Below are 21742 nucleotides of genomic sequence, written 5' to 3' on the forward strand. Positions count from 1 at the left end.
ACCAGGGCCGCGCCCGCCGTCATCAACCCGCCGCGTCGGCCCATCCCGCCGCGCGCCACGCCGGCCGCCCCCTGGGTGGTCGCCGCCGCCACCACCCGGTCGCCGCCGGCCAGGGCCAACACCCGGCGGTCCGCCGCGAGGCCGCGCTTGTCCGAGCCGACGTCGCGCATCCGGGTGGCCGCGACCGCCTCTTCGCGCGCGCCCCGCGGATCGCCCGTGCACAGCGCCAGGATGGCCAACTCGTGCCGGAACCAGGCGTGATCGGACGCCGCCGCGGCACCCGCGTCGCGCGCCGAGGACAGGCCCAGGTCAAGCACCTCGCCCCAGGCGTCCCAGCGGGCCGAGGCGCCGAACGCGGGCGCCGAGGCCCGGGCCAACGAACGCGCCGAACCGGCCTTGCCCAGCCGCTCGGACTCGCGCAGGCAGGCCAGGATCGTGTCCGCCTCACGGGCGATCTCGGCGGGAGTGACCGAGGGGTGCGAGACCCACCAGGTGAAGTGCTGTATCGCCGCGACCGCCCACGAGGACGGTCCGCGCACGATCGCCGCGATCGCCTCGGCGGTGCCCCCGGTGAGCCGATATCGGCCGAACTCGCATGTCGCCAGCCCGGCTTCGACCAGTTCGTCGGCGGCGCCCACCGCGTCCACCGCGCCGGTCAGGGCCGGCAGGTGTACCGGGTCCGGCAGTTCGCCGTCCAGGGCCGAGGCCAGTCGCAACACCTGCTGCGCCGACGCGGACACCAGCGGCACCAGGCGGGGTACGAACTGGCGCGGCTCGCCGGGCGAGGGCAGCTCGCCCGACCCGTCCGCCGCGCCGTCGTCGAGCAGCCCGTAGCCGGACCGCCCGCGCTCGCGCCGCGCGAGCAACGCGCCGGCCTGGACGAACCGCCCCGGATGGCCGCCGACCTGGAACCACAACGCCGAGGCCCAGGCGAGTTCCTCGTCGTCGAGTTCGCGCCCGGCGGCACGACGCAGCAGATCGAAGCACGCCTCCTGGGGAAGACCGCCCAGGGTAATCTCGTGCAGCGGCGAATCCCGGCGCACGATCGGATCCACCACCTCCGGACCGGCCACCAGGAACGCGCATTCCGGCGCCATCCGCAGGAGCTCGGACAGGTCGTCCTGACCCAGCGCCAGGTCGTCCACGACCACGAGCGCGGCCGGCTCGGCCAGGAGCCCGGCCAGTTGCTCGCGGGTGGGTCGATACGCCGGGCCGGCGAAGCACGCGTCGTGCAGTTGCTGCAACAGGTCGTCCAGGCCGCGGCGCCGCCCGTCGAGCAGGATCACCCCGTCCGGCGCGCCCGCGGGATCGAGCGCGGCGAGGTAGCGCAGCAGGGTGCTGCGTCCGCTCGACGACGGGCCGCCGATCCGGACCGACGTGCCGCGCTGCAACAGGCCGGTCAGCTCGGCGATCTCCACCCCCCGGCCCAGCGGCGGCAGGTCGGTCGCGGGCACCGAACCGGGCAGCCTGGACGGCCGCGGCGGCCGCGCTCCGGCGGACAGCGGCGCGACGTCGGTGCCGTCCACCCCGCCGAAGGTGAGGAGCAGGTCGCCGGCGACCAGTTGCAGCACCCCCGGCCCGGACTCGCCGGCCCCGCTGCGATCGGCCGCCGGGTCCGACCATTCGTCGTCGAGCCGGATCGGCTCGCCCCGACCGATCCGAGGCTCGGACGAAGACGGAAACGAAGGCGCGGCAGGAGGCACGGACGAAGGCGCGGACGACTCGGCGGCGGCCCCGGCCCAGTCCCCGAACTCCGGCGCGGACGGCTCGAACGCGGCCCCCGAGCCACCCGGCCCGCCCTGCGCCGACCCGGCCCCGGCCCTCGGACGCGGCCCGAACAACTCGTCCAGATAGGCGTCGTCACCCCAGGACTCGCCGAAGGAGTCCATCGCATCGCCGGCGGAATCCGTGCGCGCGTCGGCCGGGGTCCCGAGCGGATCGTCCTCGAAGCGCTTTTCCCCGTCTTCTTCCGGCCGTTCCCTGCCGACGCCGTTCATGCCACTCCCTGTGCTCCCCGTCGTGGTTCCTCGACGCGCCGGTGCGGCCGGGGACAAGTCCGGGCACTCGGGGGCGGAAACCGGTGATCAGTGTGCCGGGCGCGGCCGGCACACCGATACCCGGCGCCGGGTTCGTGACAAGATCGTTGAGCACCGACGCGTCGAGCAGCGGGGCGGCCGACCACGGGCTGCGCGCACCCCCGCCGCACCGCATCCCACCCTGCCACCTCCTGCCGTCGAGCGGACCGGGTCCGGGCCGACCTTCGCTCCCTCTTCACAACACAACGCGCGCGCCTTCGAGTGGTCACGGGACGATCCTGTCGAGCCGGTCCCGAGGGCACCCGGGCTTGTCGAAAAGTCGGTGTATACCCGCCGAGTCGCCCTATGGTGCACAAGTGACGCCACAACGGTCCGGCGCACAGGGGGAACAGGGGGACATACATGTCCGGTTCCATCATGTCCGGTTCCATACGATTGCGATGTACGGGACGGCGGGTGAGCCGGCACAGGACCCGACTCGCGTGCGCCGCCGCGCTGCTCGCCTCATTGGCACTGTCGATACCCTCGGCCGGCGCATCGCCGGCCTCATCCGCCGTCGTCTCCGACGCATCCGCGCGGCCGCCCGGTCCGGAGCTGTTCGGCTCGGCACCCAGCGCGCGTGCCGGCTCCGCACAGGCCGCCGCGGTGCCGCCGAAGTTCTCCGACGATTCGGTACTGACCGGCCTGAGCCAGCCGGTCGACGTGGCCTTCGCCAAGGACGGACGGGTCTTCGTCGCCGAGAAGTCCGGCGTCGTCAAGGTGTTCGACTCGCTCACCGATCCCACGCCCACGGTGTTCACCGATCTGCGGGCGAAGGTGCACAACTTCTGGGACCGCGGCCTGCTCGGCCTGGCCCTGGCCCCGAACTTCCCGACCGATCCGTCGGTCTACGTGATGTACGCGCACGACGCACGCCCCGGTGGTTCGGCCCCCTACTGGGGCACCGCCACCGGCCCGGACGACGGTTGTCCGGACCCGCCCGGCGCACAGGCCAAGGGTTGTCTGATCACCGGCCGGGTCGCCAGGCTGACCGCGACCGGCAACACCGCGGGCCCGGAGCAGGTGCTGGTCGAGGGCTGGTGCCAGCAGTTCCCGTCGCACGCCACCGGCAGCCTCGCCTTCGGCCCGGACGGCTACCTCTACGCGTCCGCCGGGGACGGCGCCAGCTTCGACTGGGCGGACTACGGCCAAACCGCGGCGAGCGGCCCGATCCCGGGCAAGGATCCGATCCCGGCGAACCCGTGCGCCGACGGGAACAGTCCGGTCGGCACCGTACTGACCGCGCCGACCGCCGAGGGCGGCGCACTGCGGGCGCAGGACTTCCGGACCCCGGGTGACCCGTTCGCGCTCAACGGCAGCATCATCCGAATCGACCCGAACACCGGTGCGGGCGCGCCCGGCAACCCACTCGCGGGCAACGCCGACGCCAACGCCCGCCGTCTGGTGGCGGCCGGCCTGCGCAACCCGTTCCGGTTCGGCTTCCGGCCGGGCACGAACGAGCTGTGGGTGGGCGACGTCGGCTGGGGCACCTGGGAGGAGATCGATCGGCTCACCCCCTCCGGCGGCGCCGTGGCCAACTTCGGCTGGCCCTGCTACGAGGGCTCGGCCCGCCAGGGCGGCTACGAGTCGATCGGCCTGAACCTGTGCAACAACCTGTACGCCGACGGGCCCGAGGCGGTCAAGACGCCCTACTACGCCTACCAGCACAGCGCCGCGGTGGTCCCGGGCGACGGCTGCCCGACCGGCAACGGCTCGGCGATCTCCGGGGTGACCTTCTATACGGGGCAGCGCTACCCGGCCGCGTACCGCAACGCGATGTTCTTCGCCGACCACAGTCGGCGCTGCGTGTGGAGCATGCTGGCCGGTGCCGACGGGCTGCCGGACCCCGCCACCCGCCAACTGTTCGTGAGCAACGCGAACCCGGTCCAGTTGACCACCGGCCCCGAGGGCGACGTGTACTACGTCGGCTTCGAGGACGGCGCGATCCACCGGATCCGCTACACCGGCAGCGCGCCCAACGCGGTCGCCTCGGCCACCCCGACCACCGGCACCACGCCGCTGACCGTGGCGTTCACCGGCTCCGCCTCCACCGATCCGGATCCGGGCGAGACCCTCACCTACGCCTGGGACCTGGACGGTGACGGCGCGTTCGACGACTCGACCGCGGCGAACCCGTCGTACACCTACACCACTCCCGGCACCCGCACCGTCAGACTGCGCGTCACCGACCCGGTGGGCCTGACCGGCGTCTCCGCGCCGATCACCATCTCGGCGGGCAACGCACCGCCGACCCCGGTGATCGACACCCCGGCCGGCACGCTCACCTGGAAGGTCGGCGACCCGATCGCCTTCGGCGGACACGCCACCGACCCGCAGGACGGCGCCATCCCGAGCACCGGCCTGAACTGGCAGATCATCATGCATCACTGCACGACGCCCACCGACTGCCACGAGCATCAGATCACCGGCCAGGTCGGCGCCTCGGGCAGCTTCACGGCGGTCGACCACGAGTATCCGTCGTGGCTCGAACTACGGCTGACCGCCACCGACTCCGGCGGCCTGACCGGGACCACCAGCGTGCGCCTGAACCCGAAGACCGTGGACATCACGCTCGCGTCCGATCCGCCGGGCCTGACCCTGGGCCTGTTCTCCTCACAACGCCCGGCACCGTTCACCAGCACGGTGATCGTGGGCGGCACCTCCTCGATCGCCGCGCCGACGACCCAGGCCCTGAACGGCAAGAACTACGAATTCGTGTCCTGGTCGGACGGCGGCACCGCCGCGCACAACATCACCGCGCCCGCGACGCCGATCACGTTGACCGCCACCTATCGTGAGGTCGACGGCCCGACGCCCGGTCTGATGGCCCAGTACGGCTTCAACGCGTCGAGCGGCACGATCGTCACGGACGACGCTGGCCAGGGCAACAACGGCACCGTCACCGGCGGCACCTGGGTCACCGGCCATTCCGGCAACGCGCTCTCCTTCAACGGCACTTCGTCGATGGTGACGGTGCCGCACAGTGCCCGCCTGACACTCACCACCGGGATGACCCTGGAAGCCTGGGTCAAACCCTCGGCGATCACGAACTGGCGCAGCGTCCTGCTCAAGGAACGCGGAGGCGGCCTGTCCTACGCGCTGTACGCGAACGGCACCGCCGCACCCAACACGTCCATCAACACGACCGGCACCAACAACGACACCTACGCCGACGGCCCCGCAGCCCTGGCCACCGGTGCCTGGGCACACCTGGCGGCCACCTACGACGGCACCACGCTGCGTCTGTACGTCAACGGCGTCCAGGTGCAGGCCACCGCCCACACCGGCCCGATCGTGGACCAGGGCGGCGCACTCCACATCGGCGGCAACACCGTCTGGGGTGAGTACTTCGGCGGCCTGATCGACGACGTCCGCATCTACAACCGCCCGCTGACCCCCACCGAGATCACCACCGACATGAACCGCCCGGTCCCGTAACCCAGCCAACCCTCGAACGCCGGCCGGGCGCACATCGCCCGTCCGGCGTTCGAGGACACCCCGGCCGGCCGTCCGCGTTCGAGGACGAGCCAGGCCGGGCGAAGCCTCAGCCCGAAGGCACCGCGGCCCCGGCCGCCAGGCCGTTCGCCGCCCGAATCACCTCGACGATCCGCCCCATGATGTCCGTGATCCCGAAGTCCTTCGGCGTAAAGACGGCAGCAACCCCCTGCGACCGCAACACCACTTCGTCGGCGGAGGGAATGATCCCCCCGACGATCACCGGCACATCACCGATCCCCGCGTCGCGCATGCGCGAGAGCACGTCCGGAATCAGCTCCAGATGCGACCCCGACAGGATGGACAGCCCCACGCAGTGCACGTCCTCCTCGACCGCCGCCGCCACGATCTGCTCCGGAGTGAGCCGAATCCCCTGGTAGACCACCTCGAAGCCGACATCGCGCGCCCGCACCGCGATCTGCTCGGCCCCGTTCGAGTGCCCGTCGAGCCCCGGCTTGCCGACCAACAGCCGCAACCGGCCGCCCAGTTCCTCGCCGGTCCGCCGTACGGCACCGCGCACCTCGGTGAGCCCAGCGCCGTCCTGCACGCCGACCACCCCGGACACCCCCGTCGGTGCCCGATACTCGCCGAACTCCTCGCGCAGCGCCTGCGACCACTCGCCCGTGGTCACCCCCGCCCGCACACACGCCAGCGTGGCCGGCATCAGGTTGACCGCCGAGGCGGCCTTCCACGACCGCGCGTCCTCGCGCAGCCGGGCCATCGCCGCGGTCACCGCCTCCGGGTCGCGGTCCGCGCGCCAGGACCGGATCCGCTCGACCGCCGAGCGCTCGGCGTCCGGATCGGCGCTCATGATCGCCGCGTCCAGGTCGGCGGTCAGCGGGTTCTCCTCGGTGGTCTCGAAGCGGTTCACCCCGACCACCACCTCGTCGCCCGCCTCGATCCGGGCCCGCCGGGCGGCGTGCGAGCCGACCAACTGCGACTTCATGTAGCCCGATTCGATCGCCGCGACCGCGCCGCCCATCGCCTGGACCCGGTCGATCTCCGCGCGCGCACCCGCCACCAACTCGGCGACCTTGGCCTCGATCACGTGTGAACCGTTGAAGATGTCGCCGTATTCGAGCAGGTCCGACTCGTAGGCCAAAACCTGCTGGATCCGCAACGACCACTGCTGGTCCCACGGCCGGGGCAGCCCCAGCGCCTCGTTCCAGGCGGGCAACTGCACCGCCCGCGCCCGGGCGTCCTTGGACAGCGTCACGGCCAGCATCTCCAGCACGATGCGCTGGACGTTGTTCTCCGGCTGCGCCTCGGTCAGGCCCAGCGAGTTGACCTGCACGCCGTAGCGGAACCGCCGCTGCTTGGCGTCGCGTACGCCGTAGCGCTCCAGTGTGAGTTCGTCCCACAACTGCACGAACGCCCGCATCTTGCACATCTCTTCGACGAACCGCACCCCGGCGTTGACGAAGAAGGAGATGCGCTGCACCACCTCGCCCATACGATCCGCCGGCACCTGCCCGGAGTCGCGGACCGCGTCCAGCACGGCGATCGCGGTGCACATCGCGTACGCGATCTCCTGCACCGGCGTCGCGCCCGCCTCCTGGAGGTGGTAGCTGCAGATGTTGGTCGGGTTCCACTTGGGGATGTTCGAGACCGTGTACGCGACGGTGTCGGTGATCAGCTTGAGCGAGGGCCCGGGTGGGAAGACGTAGGTCCCGCGCGAGAGGTATTCCTTGATGATGTCGTTCTGCGTGGTGCCGGTGAGCTTGGCGATGTCCGCGCCCTGCTCCTCGGCGACGACCTGGTAGAGCGCGAGCATCCACAGCGCGGTCGCGTTGATCGTCATCGAGGTGTTCATCTCCTCGACGGGGATGCCGTCGAGGAGCGCTCGCATGTCGCCGATGTGCGAGATCGGCACGCCGACCTTGCCGACCTCGCCGCGCGAGAGCACGTGGTCGGGGTCGTAGCCGGTCTGGGTCGGCAGGTCGAAGGCCACCGACAGGCCGGTCTGGCCCTTGGCGAGGTTGCGCCGGTAGAGCGCGTTGGAGGCGGTGGCCGAGGAGTGACCGGCGTAGGTGCGCATCACCCAGGGACGGTCACGCTTGAGCGGCGCGGCCTGCTCGGTCGGCGAGGGCGGACCGGCCGGGGACGGCGTGGCCGGCTGCGAGGGCTGAGCTGAGGGCGTCTGGCTCGCCACGGAATACCTCCGGAGGGTTCCGGACCGACCGGTACTCGGCGACTACCGGCCTGGGCGTGCCCGCTGGTCCGCTGTCACCGCGCCTGGTGCGGCCCTGCTTACCACGGAGTGTACTGACGGGTAACAGCTCCGGACAGGGTGTGTTCGACCACAGCACGCAAGTCGTCGCCGGGCTCGCCTGACACTGTGTCGGCCTGCTCGCACGATCGACCGGCTCGGACCCCGGCGGTTTCGCGGAGGGTGAGGATACGGTGCAATCGAGTCAACACGAGCACCCGGTAGACGTCGGGGTTGACCCCGGCCAGCACGAGGCGACGTTCGCGCCGACCCGCCCGCCGATGCGCGCCGACGATCAGGCCCAGTCCGGTGGTGTCCAGCGCGGGCACCCGGGTGAGGTCGAGAATCAGGTCGCCGTCGCCGTTGTCCAGCGCGTCGTGCAACGCCAGGCGCACATCGGCGGTGGCCCGCACGTCGAGTACGCCCGCCAAGTGCAACTCGCGTGGGTCGCCCCAAACACGCATCGTCTCCTCCTGGGGAATCCGTCCGTTCGATGACGGTTCCGCTTCCCAGAAGAACACCCAAAACCCGATAATCCTCACTCATCACATCGGACTTCACTCGTACAGGTGACGAATCATCAGATGATGCACCGCCCGCGCGCCGCCCATCGGACCAACGGCCGCCCGACGACCGCCTCATGGGCGTCGAGCCCACGAAACCGGTCGCAAAGCGGCCGTCGCGCCGGACTCAGTACCGGTAGAAACCCTTGCCGGTCTTGCGGCCCAGGTCGCCCGCCGCGACCATGCGGTTGAGCAACTCCGGCGGAGCGAACTTCTCGTCCTTGCTCTCGGCGTAGATGTTGCTCGTCGCGTTGCGCATGATGTCCACGCCGGTCAGGTCGGCGGTGGCCAGCGGCCCCATCGCGTGGCCGAAGCCCAACCTGCAGGCGATGTCGATGTCCTCGGCGGTGGCCACCCCCGCCTCGTACAGCTTCACCGCCTCGACCGTGAGCGCGGTGATCAGCCGAGTGGTCACGAAGCCGGCCACGTCCCGGTTGACCACGATGCACGTCTTGCCCATCGCTTCGGCCAGTTCGCGCGCGGTGGCCAGCGTCGCGTCCGAGGTCTTGAAGCCGCGGACCAGTTCGCACAGGCTCATCAGCGGCACCGGCGAGAAGAAGTGCATGCCCACGACCGACTCGGGTCGGTCGGTGACGGCGGCGATCTCGGTGATCGGGATCGCCGAGGTGTTGCTCGCCAACACCGCGCCGGGCTTGCAGATCCGGTCCAGCTCGGTGAAGACGGCCTGCTTGACCTCGACCTTCTCGAACACCGCCTCGACCACGACGTCCGCGTCCGCGACGGCTTCCAGGTCGGTGGTGCCGGTGATCCGGGCCAGCGCCGCCGAGGCGTCCTCGGCGGTCAGCCTGCCCTTGGCGACGAACTTGTCGTACGAGGCCGCGATCCCGCTCAGCCCGCGCTCCAGGGCGGCGTCGGTGACATCGCGCAGGACGACGTCGTAGCCGGCCTGCGCGGCGCCCTGGGCGATGCCCGAGCCCATGAGCCCGGCCCCGATGACGGCGATCTTGTTGGTCACTGCGCTACCCCTCCAGTACACGAACCCGAACCGACGCCCTGCGGACGTCCCTCGCCCGGGAGCGTAGCCGGACCCTCGAAGACACCGACGCACCCCTACCTGACGACCCGTCAGAAACGCGAGGTACTCTCCGGCTCCGGCTCCCGGACGATCTTCGCGCCGAGCGACTGGAGCTGCACCTCCAGGCCGGTGTAGCCGCGATCGATGTGGTGCACCCCGCTGACCGTGGTGTCCCCGTCGGCCACCAGGCCGGCCAGCACCAGTCCCGCCCCGGCCCGGATGTCCGCGGTCAACACCGGTGCGCCGGAGAGCTGTTCGACTCCACGCACGATCGCGTGGTGTCCGTCGGTACGAATCGAGGCACCCAGCCGGAGCAGTTCCTGCAGGAACACGAAGCGCGCCTCGAAGAGGTTCTCGGTGATCATCGCCGAACCCTCGGCGATCGAGTTCATCGCGGCGAAGAACGGCTGCATGTCGGTGGCGAACCCCGGATACGGCAGGGTGACCACGTCCACGGCCCGGGGCCGCCGGTCCATCACCACCCGGAAGCCGTCCCGCACATGCGACACCTCGGCGCCGGCCAGGGTCAACTTGTCGAGCGCGATCTCCAGATGCTCGGGATGCGCGTTGCGTACCGTCACATCGCCCAGCGTCATCGCGGCGGCGACCGCGAACGTACAGGCCACGATCCGGTCCGGCACCGTGCGATGGCGCACCGGCTTGAGCCCCTCGACGCCCTCGATCTCGATCGTGGACGAACCCGCGCCCTCGATCCGCGCGCCCATCTCGGTGAGCATCGAGCAGATGTCCACGATCTCGGGCTCACGTGCCGCGTTGTCGATCACCGTACGGCCCTGCGCGAGCACCGCGGCCATCAGGATGTTCTCGGTCGCGCCCACGCTCGGGAAGTCGAGCCAGACGGTGGTGCCCTTCAAGCCGTTCGGCGCCTTGGCGATCAGCACACCGTGCGAGTTCTCCACGGTCGCGCCCAGCTTGACCAGGCCCTCGATGTGCATGTCGAGACCGCGCGAGCCGATCGCGTCCCCGCCCGGATAGGCGACGTGCACCTCCCCGCAACGCGCGAGCAGCGGGCCCAACACGCAGATCGACGCGCGCATGCTGCGCACCAGGTCGTAGTCCGCCTCGAAGCGCGGCGCCGCCGGCACATCGATCCGCACCGTCCCGGTGGTCTCCCCCTCGACCTCACAACCCAGCCGCCGCAGCAGCTCGCTCATGATCTCCACGTCGAGGATCCGGGGTGCCTCCTCGAGCACCGTGGTGCCCTCCGCCAGCAGCGCGGCGGCCATCAATTTGAGCGCGCTGTTCTTCGCGCCCGTGATCCGCACCTCGCCGACGAGTCGCTGACCACCTGTCACCCGGAACCTGTCCATCGGAGAATCGTACTGATTCCCGGACCCCGCCACGGACCGCGCCAAGCACGGACAAAGCGCGCCCCGAGGCCGGTTGCGAACGAACCCCAGGCCACGGGCCTAAGGTGTCCGTCATGGTCAACCTCACCCGGATCTACACCCGCACCGGCGACGACGGCACCACCGCGCTCGGGGACATGTCGCGCACCGCCAAGACCGATCCTCGACTCGCGGCCTACGCCGACGTGGACGAGACCAACGCGGTGATCGGCGTCGCGCTCTCGCTCGGCAACCTGGACGAGGATGTGGTCCGGTTGTTGACCCGCATCCAGAACGACCTGTTCGACCTGGGCGCCGACCTGTCCACGCCGGTGGTCGAGGACCCCAAGTACCCGCCGCTGCGGGTGGAACAGGGCTACATCGACGCGCTGGAAGCGGCCTGCGACGAGTACAACGAGAACCTGGAGAAGCTGCGCAGCTTCATCCTCAACGGCGGCACCCCGGGCGCCGCGCTGTTGCACCAGGCCCGCACCGTCGCCCGCCGTGCGGAGCGCACCACGTGGGCCGCCCTCGAAGTACACGGCGACTCGATGAACCCGCTGACGGTGAAGTACCTCAACCGCCTGTCCGACCTGCTGTTCATCCTGGCGCGGCACGCGAACCGCGAGGTCGGCGACGTGTTGTGGGTGCCGGGCGCCAACCGCTGACGCCAACGGCCGGCGCTGCTAGGCGACGTTCACCCGTTGTCCCGGCGGCGCCGCTTCCAACCAGGCCAGGAAGCCGGTCAACGCGTCGTCGCTGAGCGCGAGTTCGATCCGCGCGCCGTCGTGTTCGCAGACCAGGATGACCGCGCCCGCCAGCAGCGCCAACTCCTCCTGGCCGGCCGGTTCCCGGCGACCGATCACGTGGATCCCGCCGCGCTGCAACACCCGGCGCGGTCGCGGCGCGTAGCTGAACACCCGGAACCATTCGATCCGGTCGCCGCTGTAGCGGGCGATCCCGAAGACCCAGCCCTTGCCGTGGTCGGGATCGGCCGACGGCGCCGCCGGGTCCCCCTCGGCCGCGTCCGCGGCCCGCTCCGGGGACGACGACGCGGCGCCCCCCGGGGCCTGGTGCCCGGGTGACGCCGCGGTGGTCGATCCGGCTTCGCCGGCCGGCACTACCGGTGGCCGCATGCGAAGCGAACAATCGAAGGTGCCACCCGGTCGCTGGATCAGCCGGCGACGCAGCGCGAAGGCCGCGACACCGACCACCAATACGACGACAACAGCCAGAATCACGCTCAGCACAACGAGGACCATCCGGATCGACCTCCTCGTTCGCGCGTTGAGCAGTGGTCCCGGCCGTGTGTCGGTCCGGGCTCTGGTGCTGCGACTGGCCTTGTCAGTCCCGCCGCTGGGCGGCCAACAGCCGCGTCTCCGCGCGCCGCTCGGCGCTGGAGTCCTTCGCCGCGCCGGCGCGCTCGAGCGCCCGCTCCGCGCGGGCGACATCGATCTCGTCGGCCAGCTCGGTGATCTCGGCGAGCAGCGAGAGGTTGTTGTCCGCGAACGAGATGAACCCGCCGTGGACCGCCGCGATGACGACCGAACCGTCGGCCTGACGGATCGTCACCGGACCTGATTCGAGCACTCCGAGAACCGGCTGGTGACCGGCCTGGATGCCGATGTCGCCGTCCGCGGTGCGTGCGATGACGATGGTGGCCTCGCCGGACCACACCTTGCGGTCGGCCGCGACCAGCTCGACGTGCAGCTCAGCCAACGTGGCTCCTCATGTCGGGTCGAAGACACGCTGGTCTTCGCCTCCGCCCTCACGGGACGGGTGGTGTCCAAGGATAGTGGCCCGGACGGGCCTGGCTCCAACCGGCGCAGGCGCCGGCGGGTTTCCGGCCACGCCGAAGGGCGCGGTCGGGAACCGACACGAGGGGCGGACCCATGCGGGACCGCCCCTCGTCGATCAGGCGATCGTCAGCCCTTGTTGAGCTCGGCGATCTTCTTCTCGAGGTCGTCCAGCCCACCGAGCATGAAGAATGCCTGCTCGGGAGCGTGGTCGTACTTGCCGTCGGCGATCGCGTTGAACGCCTCGACGGTCTCGGACAGCGAGACGTCCGAACCGTCGAGCCCGGTGAACTGCTTCGCCACGTGGGTGTTCTGCGACAGGAACCGCTCGATGCGCCGCGCCCGGTGCACGGTGAGCTTGTCCTCTTCGGACAGCTCGTCCATGCCCAGAATCGCGATGATGTCCTTGAGGTCCTTGTACTTCTGCAGGATGTTCTTGACCCGCATCGCGCAGTCGTAGTGGTCCTGCGCGACGTAGCGCGGGTCCAGGATCCGCGACGTCGAGTCCAGCGGGTCCACCGCCGGGTAGATGCCCAGCTCCGAGATCGGACGGGAGAGCACGGTCAGCGCGTCGAGGTGCGCGAACGTGGTCGCCGGGGCCGGGTCGGTGAGGTCGTCCGCGGGGACGTAGATCGCCTGCATCGAGGTGATCGAGTGACCACGCGTCGAGGTGATGCGCTCCTGGAGGGTGCCCATCTCGTCGGCGAGGGTCGGCTGGTAACCCACCGCGGAGGGCATCCGGCCGAGCAGCGTCGACACCTCGGAACCGGCCTGGGTGAACCGGAAGATGTTGTCGATGAACAGCAGCACGTCCTGCTCCTGCACATCGCGGAAGTACTCCGCCATGGTCAGGGCCGACAGCGCCACCCGCAGACGGGTGCCCGGGGGCTCGTCCATCTGGCCGAAGACGAGCGCCGTCTGGTCGTAGACGCCCGCTTCCTTCATCTCCTCGATCAGGTCGTTGCCCTCACGAGTACGCTCGCCGACGCCGGCGAACACCGACACACCCTCGTGCAGACGGGCGACACGGACGATCATCTCCTGGATGAGCACCGTCTTGCCGACGCCCGCACCACCGAACAGACCGATCTTGCCACCCTTGACGTACGGGGTGAGCAGGTCGATGACCTTGATGCCGGTCTCGAACATCTCGGTCTTCGAGTCGAGCTGGTCGAAGGCCGGCGCCTTGCGGTGGATCGGCCAGCGCTCGGTCACCTCGAAGCTCGCCCGGTCCACGTCGAGGACCTCACCGAGGGCGTTGAACACGTGCCCCTTGGTGACGTCGCCCACGGGGACGGAGATCTGCGCGCCGGTGTTCGTGACGACGGCGCCGCGAACGAGGCCGTCGGTCGGCTGCATCGAGATCGCGCGCACGATGCCGTCGGCAAGGTGCTGCTCGACCTCGAGGGTGAGGGTGGTCTTGCCCTCGTCCTCGCCCTGGCCCGTGAGGTCCAAGTCGACGTGCAGCGCGTTGTACATCTCCGGCATCGCGTCGACGGGGAACTCCACGTCGACGACCGGGCCGATGACGCGGGCGACGCGGCCCGTGGCAGCGGCCGTCTCAACAGTGGCAGTCATGATGTCTAATCACTCCCCGCGGTCGCGTCGGCCAAGGCGTTGGCGCCACCGACGATCTCGCTGATTTCCTGGGTGATCTCGGACTGGCGAGCGTTGTTCGCCAGACGAGAGAGGGTCCGGATGAGGTCTTCGGCGTTCTCGGTCGCCGACTTCATCGCCCGCCGGCGGGCCGCGTGCTCGGAAGCGGCGGACTGCAGCAGGGCGTTGAAGATGCGGCTTTCGACGTACCGCGGCAGCAGTGCGTCGAGAACACCCTCGGCCGAGGGCTCGAAGTCATAGAGCGGGAAGGGACCGCCGGCCGGCGGCTCGTCCGTCTCCTCGACCGCCAACGGGAGCACCCGCACCGCGACCGGGCTCTGCGTGAGCATGGAGACGAACTCGGTGCTGACGAGATGAATCTCGTCCACACCGCCCTCCTCGGTGGGCGTCACGAACGCGTCGATCAGCTCACCTGCCACCTTCTTGGCGTCGGAGTACTCGGGGCGGTCGGAGAATCCCTTCCACTGCCCGGCCAGGTCCACGTCGCGGAACTGGAAAAATCCGATGCCCTTGGACCCGATCACGTAGCGGCTGACCGTCTTGCCCTCGTCCTCGAGCAGCTTGGTGAGCTGCTCGGCGGCCTTGATGGCATTCGAGTTGTAGCCGCCCGCGAATCCGCGGTCACTGGTTACCAGCAGCACCGCGGCCCGAGTGGGCCGCTCCACCGAAGTGGTCAACGGGTGCTGCGTGCTGGAGAAGGTGGCGACCGCGGAAACGGCGCGCGTCAGCTCGTCGGCGTACGGCTTGGAGGCCGCGACGCGCTGCTGCGCCTTCACGATCCGCGACGCCGCGATGAGCTCCTGGGCGCGCGTGATCTTCTTGGTCGCCGACACGGAACGGATCCGACGCCGGTAGACCCGAAGTTGGGCTCCCATTGGTCAGGGTTCTCCGTTCTTTACTCGGACTTGGCCACGTGACGGGTGATCTTCTCCTGGCCGACGTCTTCCTTCGTCAGCCCGGCAGGCGCCACGTCCTGGATCAACGGCTCGCCGTCGAACTTGGTGAACGTCTGCTTGAAGGAGTTCACCGCGTCGGTGAGCGCCATCACGGTGTCGTCTTCCAGCTTGCCGGTCTCGACGATCCCGGTCAGCAGGGCCGCGTGCTTGTGCTGCACGTACTCGTGCAGCTCCTTCTCGAAGCGGCGGATGTCCTGCACCGGCACGTCGTCCAGCTTGCCGGTGGTACCGGCCCAGATCGAGACGACCTGGAGCTCGATCGCGAACGGCTCGAACTGACCCTGCTTGAGCAGCTCGACCATGCGCGCACCGCGCTGGAGCGAGGCCTTGGAGGTGGCGTCCAGGTCGGAACCGAACGACGCGAACGCCGCCAGCTCGCGGTACTGGGCCAGGTCGACACGAAGTCGACCCGCGACACTCTTCATCGCCTTGATCTGCGCCGAGCCACCGACTCGCGAGACCGAGATACCGACGTTGACCGCGGGGCGCACGCCCTGCAGGAACAGGTCGGACTCCAGGAAGCACTGACCGTCGGTGATCGAGATGACGTTGGTCGGAATGTACGCCGACACGTCGTTCGCCTTGGTCTCGATGATCGGGAGACCCGTCATCGAACCGCCGCCGAGCTCGTCCGACAGCTTCGCGCAACGCTCGAGCAGACGCGAGTGCAGGTAGAAGACGTCACCGGGGTACGCCTCGCGCCCCGGCGGACGACGCAGCAGCAGGGACACGGCGCGGTACGCCTCGGCCTGCTTCGACAGGTCGTCGAACACGATCAGAACGTGCTTGCCCTGGTACATCCAGTGCTGGCCGATGGCCGAACCGGTGTACGGGGCCAGGTACTTGAAGCCGGCCGGGTCGGACGCCGGGGCGGCGACGATCGTCGTGTACTCCAGCGCGCCGGCCTCTTCGAGCGAGCGGCGCACGGACGCGATGGTCGTGCCCTTCTGGCCGATCGCGACGTAGATGCAGCGAACCTGCTTCTTCGGGTCGCCCGAGCGCCAGTTGTCGCGCTGGTTGATGATCGTGTCCAGGCAGACCGCGGTCTTACCGGTCTGCCGGTCGCCGATGATCAGCTGACGCTGGCCCCGACCGATCGGGGTCATCGCGTCGATCGCCTTGATGCCGGTCTGCATCGGCTCGTGCACCGACTTGCGCATCATCACGCCGGGAGCCTGAAGCTCCAGCGCGCGACGGCCTTCGGCCGCGATCTCGCCCTGGCCGTCGATCGGCTGGCCGAGCGGGTCGACGACGCGACCCAGGTAGCCGTCACCGATCGGTACCGACAGAACCTCGCCCGTACGACGGACCTTCTGGCCCTCTTCGATGCCGCTGAAGTCACCGAGGATGACGACACCGATCTCGCGGACGTCGAGGTTCTGCGCCAGACCGAGGGTGCCGTCCTCGAACTTGAGCAGCTCGTTCGTCATGACCGAGGGCAGGCCCTCGACCTTGGCGATACCGTCGTACGCCTCGGTGACGGTACCGACCTCTTCGCGCGCGGCCGTCTCCGGCTCGTACGAGGCGACGAAGCGCTCCAGCGCGTCCCGGATCTCCTCCGGCCGGATCGTGAGCTCCGCCATCTGGTGTCCCTGCTCTCCTAGGTGGTGGGGTTAACGGTCCGCTGTCCGTCGCTTGTCGTACGGAACCGCGGTGCTGCTGTGGGGGTCGCTGTGCCGCTCGGGGATTTCCCCGGGCGGTCGACGACGCCCCTGTCGTCCGGTGTCTCAGCCGGCGAGCCGTCGGCCCGCTTCTTCGAGACGTGTGGTCACGGTGCCGTCGATGACGTCGTCACCGATCTCCACGCGGACCCCGCCGATGACGTCGGCATCGATTTCCACGTTCAGGTGGACCTCGCGGCCGTACATCCGGCCCAGCGCCGCGGCCAAGCGGGTGCGCTGCTCCTCGGTGAGAGGCAGTGCGACCGTGACCAACGCGACCATGCGACGCCGGCGATCGGCGGCAAGGCGCGCGTACGACTCGAGCCCGTGTTCAAGGTTACGGCTACGGGGGTGTGCGACAAGCCTGGTGATCAGCCGCCGGGTGACGGGCTGGGCCCGGCCGTCCAGCAGTCCGGAAACCAGTTCCGCCTTGCGCTCGTTCGCCACGCCCGGGTCGGTCAGGGCGGAGCGCAGCTCGCGCTCGCCCACCACGATCCGGCCGAAGCGGAACAGCTCGTCCTCGAGTTCGTCGAGCTTGCCGTCGCGCTCGGCGGCGATCAGCTCGGCGGACACCGAGAGTTCGGCGATCGCGTCGACCAGGTCGGTCGGCCGCGACCAGCGGGTACGGACCAGTCCGCCGAGCAGATCCGCCGTGGTACCGGAGATCTGACCGGAGAGGAGCTGGGCCAGGAAGGCCGCGCGGGCCTCCCCGGAACGTGTCGAGTCGGTGAGGACCCGACGCAGCGACACCGTCCGGTCGAGCAGGATGACCACGGAGTCGAGCTCCTGGGCCAACCCGACCATGTCGGTACCGGTCACGGTCGCGAGCGCGTCGAGGCGCTCACGAGCCGCGGCGAGGGATTCCCTGCTGGCGCCCTGCATCAGCGCACCTTCTCCGAGGTCGCCGTTGCGGAGGCCTTGGCCTCCAGCTCCTCCAGGAAGCGGTCGACGACCCGACGCTGACGCGCCTCGTCCTCGAGCGACTCCCCGACGATGCGCGACGCGAGGTCGACGGCCAGCCGGCCGACGTCCTGACGAAGCGCGTTCTGGGCCTGGTTGCGGTCGGCCTCGATCTGGGTGTGGCCGGCGGTGACGATCTCGTCCTTGATCCGCTGGCCTTCGGCGCGCATCTCGGCGATGGCGACTGCACCCTGTTCGCGGGCGTCCTCCGTGAGGCGACCGGCCTCACGACGGGCTTCGGTGAGCTGGTCGCGGTAGCGCTCCAGCTCGGCCTGGGCCTCGGCCTGCGCCTCTTCGGCGCGCTTGAGACCGCCCTCGATGGCGTCCGTACGGTCCGCCAGCGTCTTGGCGATCTTGGGAAGGAGCATCTTCCACAGGAAGCCGAAGACGATGAGGAACGCCACGCCACCGATGATGATCTCGTCGAGCGGCGGGAGAAGAGGATTCATCTTCTCTTCGCTGTTGGCGAGGAAAATCACGGTGTGAGGACCTTCCGTCCGTAGCGGATTGATCAGGTGCCGTAGACGAACGGCATGACGACGCCGATGAGGGCGAGCGCCTCGGCGAGGGCGAAGCCGAGCAGCATGTTCTGGCGGACCAGACCGGCAGCCTCGGGCTGACGGGCCATGGCCTGGACACCGTTACCGAAGATGATGCCGATACCGATGCCGGGGCCGATCGCGGCGAGGCCGTAGCCGATGGAACCGAGGCTGCCCGAGACGCCGTCGGCGGCGAGGTTCATCATGGGAACTGATCCTTTTTTCGAGGCCGATGGACGATCCACCGGACGACGGTCGAGGAGGGAAAGGGGTCTGCGGGGTCTCTCAGTGCTCGGCTTCGAGCGAGCTGGAGATGTAGGAGGCCGCGAGCAGCGTGATGATGTACGCCTGCAGCGCCTGAATCATCAGCTCGAAAGCGGTCAGGATGACGACCACGATGAACGAGGTCGCCGAGAAGAGCGCCCCGATGTGGAAGCCGAGCAGGTACCAGGCGCCGACGCTGAAGGTGACGATCAGCATGTGTCCGGCGAACATGTTCGCGAACAGTCGGACCGCCATGGTGAACGGCCGGGTGATCAGACCCTGGAGCAGCTCGATCGGCGCGAGGAGGAAGTAGATCGCCTTCGGCAGACCGGGCGGGAACATCATGTTCTTGAAGTAACCGACGAAGCCCTGGTTCTTGATACCGAGGACGAGGTAGGTCACGTACACGACGCCGACGATCGATGCCGGGAAAGCGATGCGCGAGGTCGCGGGGAACTGGGCGAACGGGATGATCGCCATCACGTTCATGACCCAGACGAAGAAGAAGATGGAGAACAGGAAGGGGACGTAAGGGTCGCCCTTCTTTCCCATCGTCTCCCGCGAGATGTTGTCGCGGACGAACAGGTAGCCCAACTCGCCGACGTTCTGCGCGCCGCGCGGGACCATCTTGGGCTTGGCGAAGGCCGACCAGAAGAAGCCGATCACCAGCAGCATCGAGATGAGCGCGAGCAACATCGGCTTCGTGAAGTCGAAGGCCCCGATGGAGAAGATCGGCTTGAACTCGAAGACGTTCAGCCCGGGCGAGGGGAAGCCGCACCCGGAGAACAGGTGACATCCGCTCTCGCTGGCGAGCGTCTGGACGTCAGCAGTCACCACCGACTCCTTCGTCGTGAAGCATGATTTCGGCTACCTCGATGTGTCGGCGTGGCGAGGGCCACGGAGCGGCACGCAACAGGGCCCGGTCAGGAGGACCTGCCGTGGCGGACAAAGACAAGAACCAGGGACAGAGCGATTCCGACGACCAGGCCGATCGGCAGGAACAGGGCGGAGTGGCCCGTCCACCGGTCGATCAGCCAGCCGATGCCGCCGTAGAACAGCATGCCGCTCAGCAGGTAACCGACACTCGACCATGCGGCACCGTCCATCGCCCGATTCTCTCGGTCCGGTGGACGGGGGCCTCTCTCGCTCATGACGCCCCGGACATTAGCAGTACCTGCGTCGCGTCTACATACCCGGCCCGCGAACCCCGTGCCGAGTGCGACCGGCGTGGTGCGTAGGTCATCGCTCTCCGTCCGGTTCGACATAGGCGATCTTCAGTCGGGTGAAGATCCAGACCTGCGAGGCGACCCAAACCAGCGTGGCCCCGAGAATCGTGAGTCCGAACACCTTCGTGTCGAATGCCTTGGTGTCCTTGAACAGGAACAAAACCAACCCCAGCAGCAGGATCTGCACGATGTACGTGAAGAGCGCCATGTTCATCATCATCAAGGGGTTGTCGCGCGAGATACGCCCGATCGCGACCTGGCCGATCGCGAAGAAGGCCAGGACGACGACGGTGGCGAACACCGCGCCGAGCAGTCCTTTGCCACCGGCCGCGAAGAAAGCCGCGATGGCCGCGATTACTCCGGCGGCGGTCGTGAACACGACCGAGCCTCGGAGAAGGCGGACGTCGTTGGCCTGCATGTCGGTGACTCCGGCATCAAGTGGGGGGCAAGGAGTGGATCAGTCGTCCCGCCAAGCGCTCGGAACGACGCAACGCTCGGGACTGGCCGTGAGGTATCAGAACCCTCGTTGCTGGGGGTTCATCGGCTGTTGATCCTGGTTCGTGAACGATATCACAAACTATTTGAGCAGAGCTTTACCCGTTCGTGTGTACAAGCTCACAGCCTTCCACCACCCTTTCGCGTCCCTCTCCCCACCGGCAAATCCGCAGGTCGGGAGGGGTCTGCGGGATTTCGTGAGGGGCCTGTGGCGGGTGTGGCGGTTGCTCCGTTCAGCCGTACGCCGTCTGATTCGCCGGGAACCATCCGCTCGACCGGAACGTTCGCGCCGCGCCCGCGACGACGCAGCCTGCGATAGCGCGGCGGGACCACCTGGTGCAGCTCGGTGGGCACATGCGGCTTGAACCACGGCAACATCAGGATCACCAGGCCCAGGACAATCAGCCCCAGGCCCGCGTAGACGATCGGACGCCGTTCCGGTCGGACCGAGATGAGCACGGTGAACGACGCGATCAAACCGGACCAGAAGTACATGATCAGCACCGCGCGGCTGTGCGAGTGGCCGATCTCCAGCAGCCGGTGGTGCAGGTGGCCCTTGTCCGCGGCGAACGGCGAGCGCCCCGCCCAGCCGCGCCGACCGACCGCCATCACCAGGTCCATCAGCGGCACCACCAGCACCGCGAACGGCAACACCAGCGGGATGTAGACCGGCACCAGCTTGTGCGTCGTGAAGGTCAGCGAGCCGTCGTTTTGCGCGACGATCGCGCCCGGGTCGATCCGACCGGTCACGGTGACCGCAGCGGCGGCCAGCATCAGGCCGATCAACATCGAGCCGGAGTCGCCCATGAAGATCCGCGCGGGGTGCAGGTTGTGCGGCAGAAAGCCCAGGCACATCCCGACCAACAGCGCGGTGAACAAGGTCGGCGCGGCGGCGCTGGAGACGCCGTACCCGAACCAGAGCCGGTAGGAATAGCCGAAGAAGGCGAGCGCGGCGATGCACACCATGCCGGCCGCGAGGCCGTCCAGGCCGTCCACGAAGTTCACCGCGTTGATCGTGATGACCACTATCCCGATGGTCAGCAACGTGCCCTGGGTCGGCGTCAGCCCGACCGTGCCGTAGCCGGGGATGGGCAGCCACAGGATGACGATGCCCTGCCAGACCATCACGCCCGCGGCGAGCGCCTGACCAAGCAGCTTGATGATTGCGTCGACGCCCCATTTGTCGTCGATCACCCCGAGCACCGAGATCAGCGTGCAGCCGGACAGCAGTGCCTGCACGTCGGTCGAGGAGATGAACACGTCCTGGAGCACCGGCAGATGCCGGGCGACCAGCAGGCCCGCGCACAATCCGCCGAACATCGCCAAGCCGCCCAGGCGCGGCGTCGGCTCCTTGTGCACGTCCCGCGCGCGGATCTCGGGCATCGCGCCCGCGGCGATGGCGAACCGGCGGACCGCGCCCGTCAGCAGGTAGGTCACCGCAGCGGCGACGAACAGCGTGAGCAGGTATTCGCGCAAGACTCAACCGTCCCCGGCTTCGGCA

Annotated in this window: 19 protein-coding genes; 2 read left to right on the forward strand and 17 right to left on the reverse strand. The window is 69.1% G+C overall.

Annotated elements, in window-relative coordinates; all coding sequences use genetic code 11:
- Window positions 1-1997, reverse strand: a 1997-nt coding sequence (locus ACFXMF_RS07580; RefSeq protein WP_380020567.1) for a hypothetical protein, incomplete at its 3' end; no start/stop codon positions are given.
- Window positions 1998-2492: 495 nt separating this feature from the next.
- On the opposite strand from ACFXMF_RS07580, the gene ACFXMF_RS07585 reads away from it, so the two are divergent.
- Complete coding sequence (locus ACFXMF_RS07585) at window positions 2493-5513, forward strand: LamG-like jellyroll fold domain-containing protein (RefSeq protein WP_379992559.1); 3021 nt, start codon at window positions 2493-2495, stop codon at window positions 5511-5513.
- A gap of 106 nt (window positions 5514-5619) precedes the next feature.
- Here the strand turns inward: ACFXMF_RS07585 and ACFXMF_RS07590 are convergent, their stop codons facing one another.
- The 4 genes from ACFXMF_RS07590 to murA all read right to left on the reverse strand — a co-directional run bounded on the left by ACFXMF_RS07590 (window position 5620) and on the right by murA (window position 10709).
- Window positions 5620-7608, reverse strand: coding sequence for a protein meaA (locus tag ACFXMF_RS07590; protein WP_379992474.1), 1989 nt, complete (start codon window positions 7606-7608; stop codon window positions 5620-5622).
- Window positions 7609-7820: 212 nt separating this feature from the next.
- Window positions 7821-8243 carry an STAS domain-containing protein gene (locus tag ACFXMF_RS07595; RefSeq protein ID WP_360318873.1) on the reverse strand — a complete coding sequence of 141 codons (423 nt, stop codon included), beginning with the start codon at window positions 8241-8243 and terminating at the stop codon, window positions 7821-7823.
- Between the two features lie 226 nt (window positions 8244-8469).
- Window positions 8470-9318, reverse strand: coding sequence for a 3-hydroxyacyl-CoA dehydrogenase family protein (locus ACFXMF_RS07600; RefSeq protein ID WP_360318875.1), 849 nt, complete (start codon window positions 9316-9318; stop codon window positions 8470-8472).
- A 110-nt stretch (window positions 9319-9428) separates the two neighbouring features.
- Complete coding sequence (gene murA, locus ACFXMF_RS07605) at window positions 9429-10709, reverse strand: UDP-N-acetylglucosamine 1-carboxyvinyltransferase (protein ID WP_360318878.1); 1281 nt, start codon at window positions 10707-10709, stop codon at window positions 9429-9431.
- 113 nt (window positions 10710-10822) lie between these two features.
- Between murA and ACFXMF_RS07610 the strand changes: the two genes are divergently transcribed.
- Window positions 10823-11395: a cob(I)yrinic acid a,c-diamide adenosyltransferase gene (locus tag ACFXMF_RS07610; RefSeq protein WP_360318880.1), complete on the forward strand. Its 573-nt coding sequence runs from the start codon at window positions 10823-10825 to the stop codon at window positions 11393-11395.
- Window positions 11396-11413: 18 nt separating this feature from the next.
- Here ACFXMF_RS07610 and ACFXMF_RS07615 read toward each other — a convergent pair whose 3' ends face one another.
- From ACFXMF_RS07615 to ACFXMF_RS07670, 12 genes are all read right to left on the reverse strand, one after another.
- Window positions 11414-11989, reverse strand: a complete 576-nt coding sequence (locus tag ACFXMF_RS07615) for a DUF2550 domain-containing protein (protein WP_360318883.1) — start codon at window positions 11987-11989, stop codon at window positions 11414-11416.
- A gap of 82 nt (window positions 11990-12071) precedes the next feature.
- Entirely contained in the window at window positions 12072-12446 is a 375-nt protein-coding gene (locus tag ACFXMF_RS07620; RefSeq protein ID WP_360318886.1) for a F0F1 ATP synthase subunit epsilon, read from the reverse strand.
- Window positions 12447-12652: 206 nt separating this feature from the next.
- Window positions 12653-14101: a F0F1 ATP synthase subunit beta gene (gene atpD / locus ACFXMF_RS07625; RefSeq protein WP_360318888.1), complete on the reverse strand. Its 1449-nt coding sequence runs from the start codon at window positions 14099-14101 to the stop codon at window positions 12653-12655.
- Window positions 14102-14106: 5 nt separating this feature from the next.
- The gene (locus tag ACFXMF_RS07630; protein ID WP_360318891.1) at window positions 14107-15015 is read right to left on the reverse strand and encodes a F0F1 ATP synthase subunit gamma; all 909 of its coding nucleotides are present in this window, start codon (window positions 15013-15015) and stop codon (window positions 14107-14109) included.
- Window positions 15016-15035: 20 nt separating this feature from the next.
- Window positions 15036-16679 carry a F0F1 ATP synthase subunit alpha gene (gene atpA / locus ACFXMF_RS07635; protein WP_360318894.1) on the reverse strand — a complete coding sequence of 548 codons (1644 nt, stop codon included), beginning with the start codon at window positions 16677-16679 and terminating at the stop codon, window positions 15036-15038.
- A 144-nt stretch (window positions 16680-16823) separates the two neighbouring features.
- Window positions 16824-17639, reverse strand: a complete 816-nt coding sequence (locus ACFXMF_RS07640; RefSeq protein WP_360318897.1) for a F0F1 ATP synthase subunit delta — start codon at window positions 17637-17639, stop codon at window positions 16824-16826.
- Entirely contained in the window at window positions 17639-18196 is a 558-nt protein-coding gene (locus ACFXMF_RS07645; RefSeq protein WP_020549135.1) for a F0F1 ATP synthase subunit B, read from the reverse strand. The genes ACFXMF_RS07640 and ACFXMF_RS07645 overlap by 1 nt, the downstream gene beginning before the upstream one ends.
- A gap of 32 nt (window positions 18197-18228) precedes the next feature.
- A complete protein-coding gene (gene atpE / locus ACFXMF_RS07650; RefSeq protein WP_174861358.1) occupies window positions 18229-18462 on the reverse strand; it encodes an ATP synthase F0 subunit C in 234 nt (77 codons plus the stop codon).
- A 79-nt stretch (window positions 18463-18541) separates the two neighbouring features.
- Entirely contained in the window at window positions 18542-19357 is an 816-nt protein-coding gene (gene atpB / locus ACFXMF_RS07655) for a F0F1 ATP synthase subunit A (protein WP_360318901.1), read from the reverse strand.
- Window positions 19358-19443: 86 nt separating this feature from the next.
- Entirely contained in the window at window positions 19444-19626 is a 183-nt protein-coding gene (locus tag ACFXMF_RS07660; RefSeq protein ID WP_020549132.1) for an AtpZ/AtpI family protein, read from the reverse strand.
- A 133-nt stretch (window positions 19627-19759) separates the two neighbouring features.
- Window positions 19760-20164, reverse strand: coding sequence for a hypothetical protein (locus ACFXMF_RS07665; protein WP_360318904.1), 405 nt, complete (start codon window positions 20162-20164; stop codon window positions 19760-19762).
- A 197-nt stretch (window positions 20165-20361) separates the two neighbouring features.
- Window positions 20362-21717: an MraY family glycosyltransferase gene (locus ACFXMF_RS07670; protein WP_360318906.1), complete on the reverse strand. Its 1356-nt coding sequence runs from the start codon at window positions 21715-21717 to the stop codon at window positions 20362-20364.
- Window positions 21718-21742 lie beyond the last annotated feature (25 nt).

The organism is Embleya sp. NPDC059213, assembly GCF_042754445.1.
GTDB lineage: Bacteria > Actinomycetota > Actinomycetes > Streptomycetales > Streptomycetaceae > Embleya.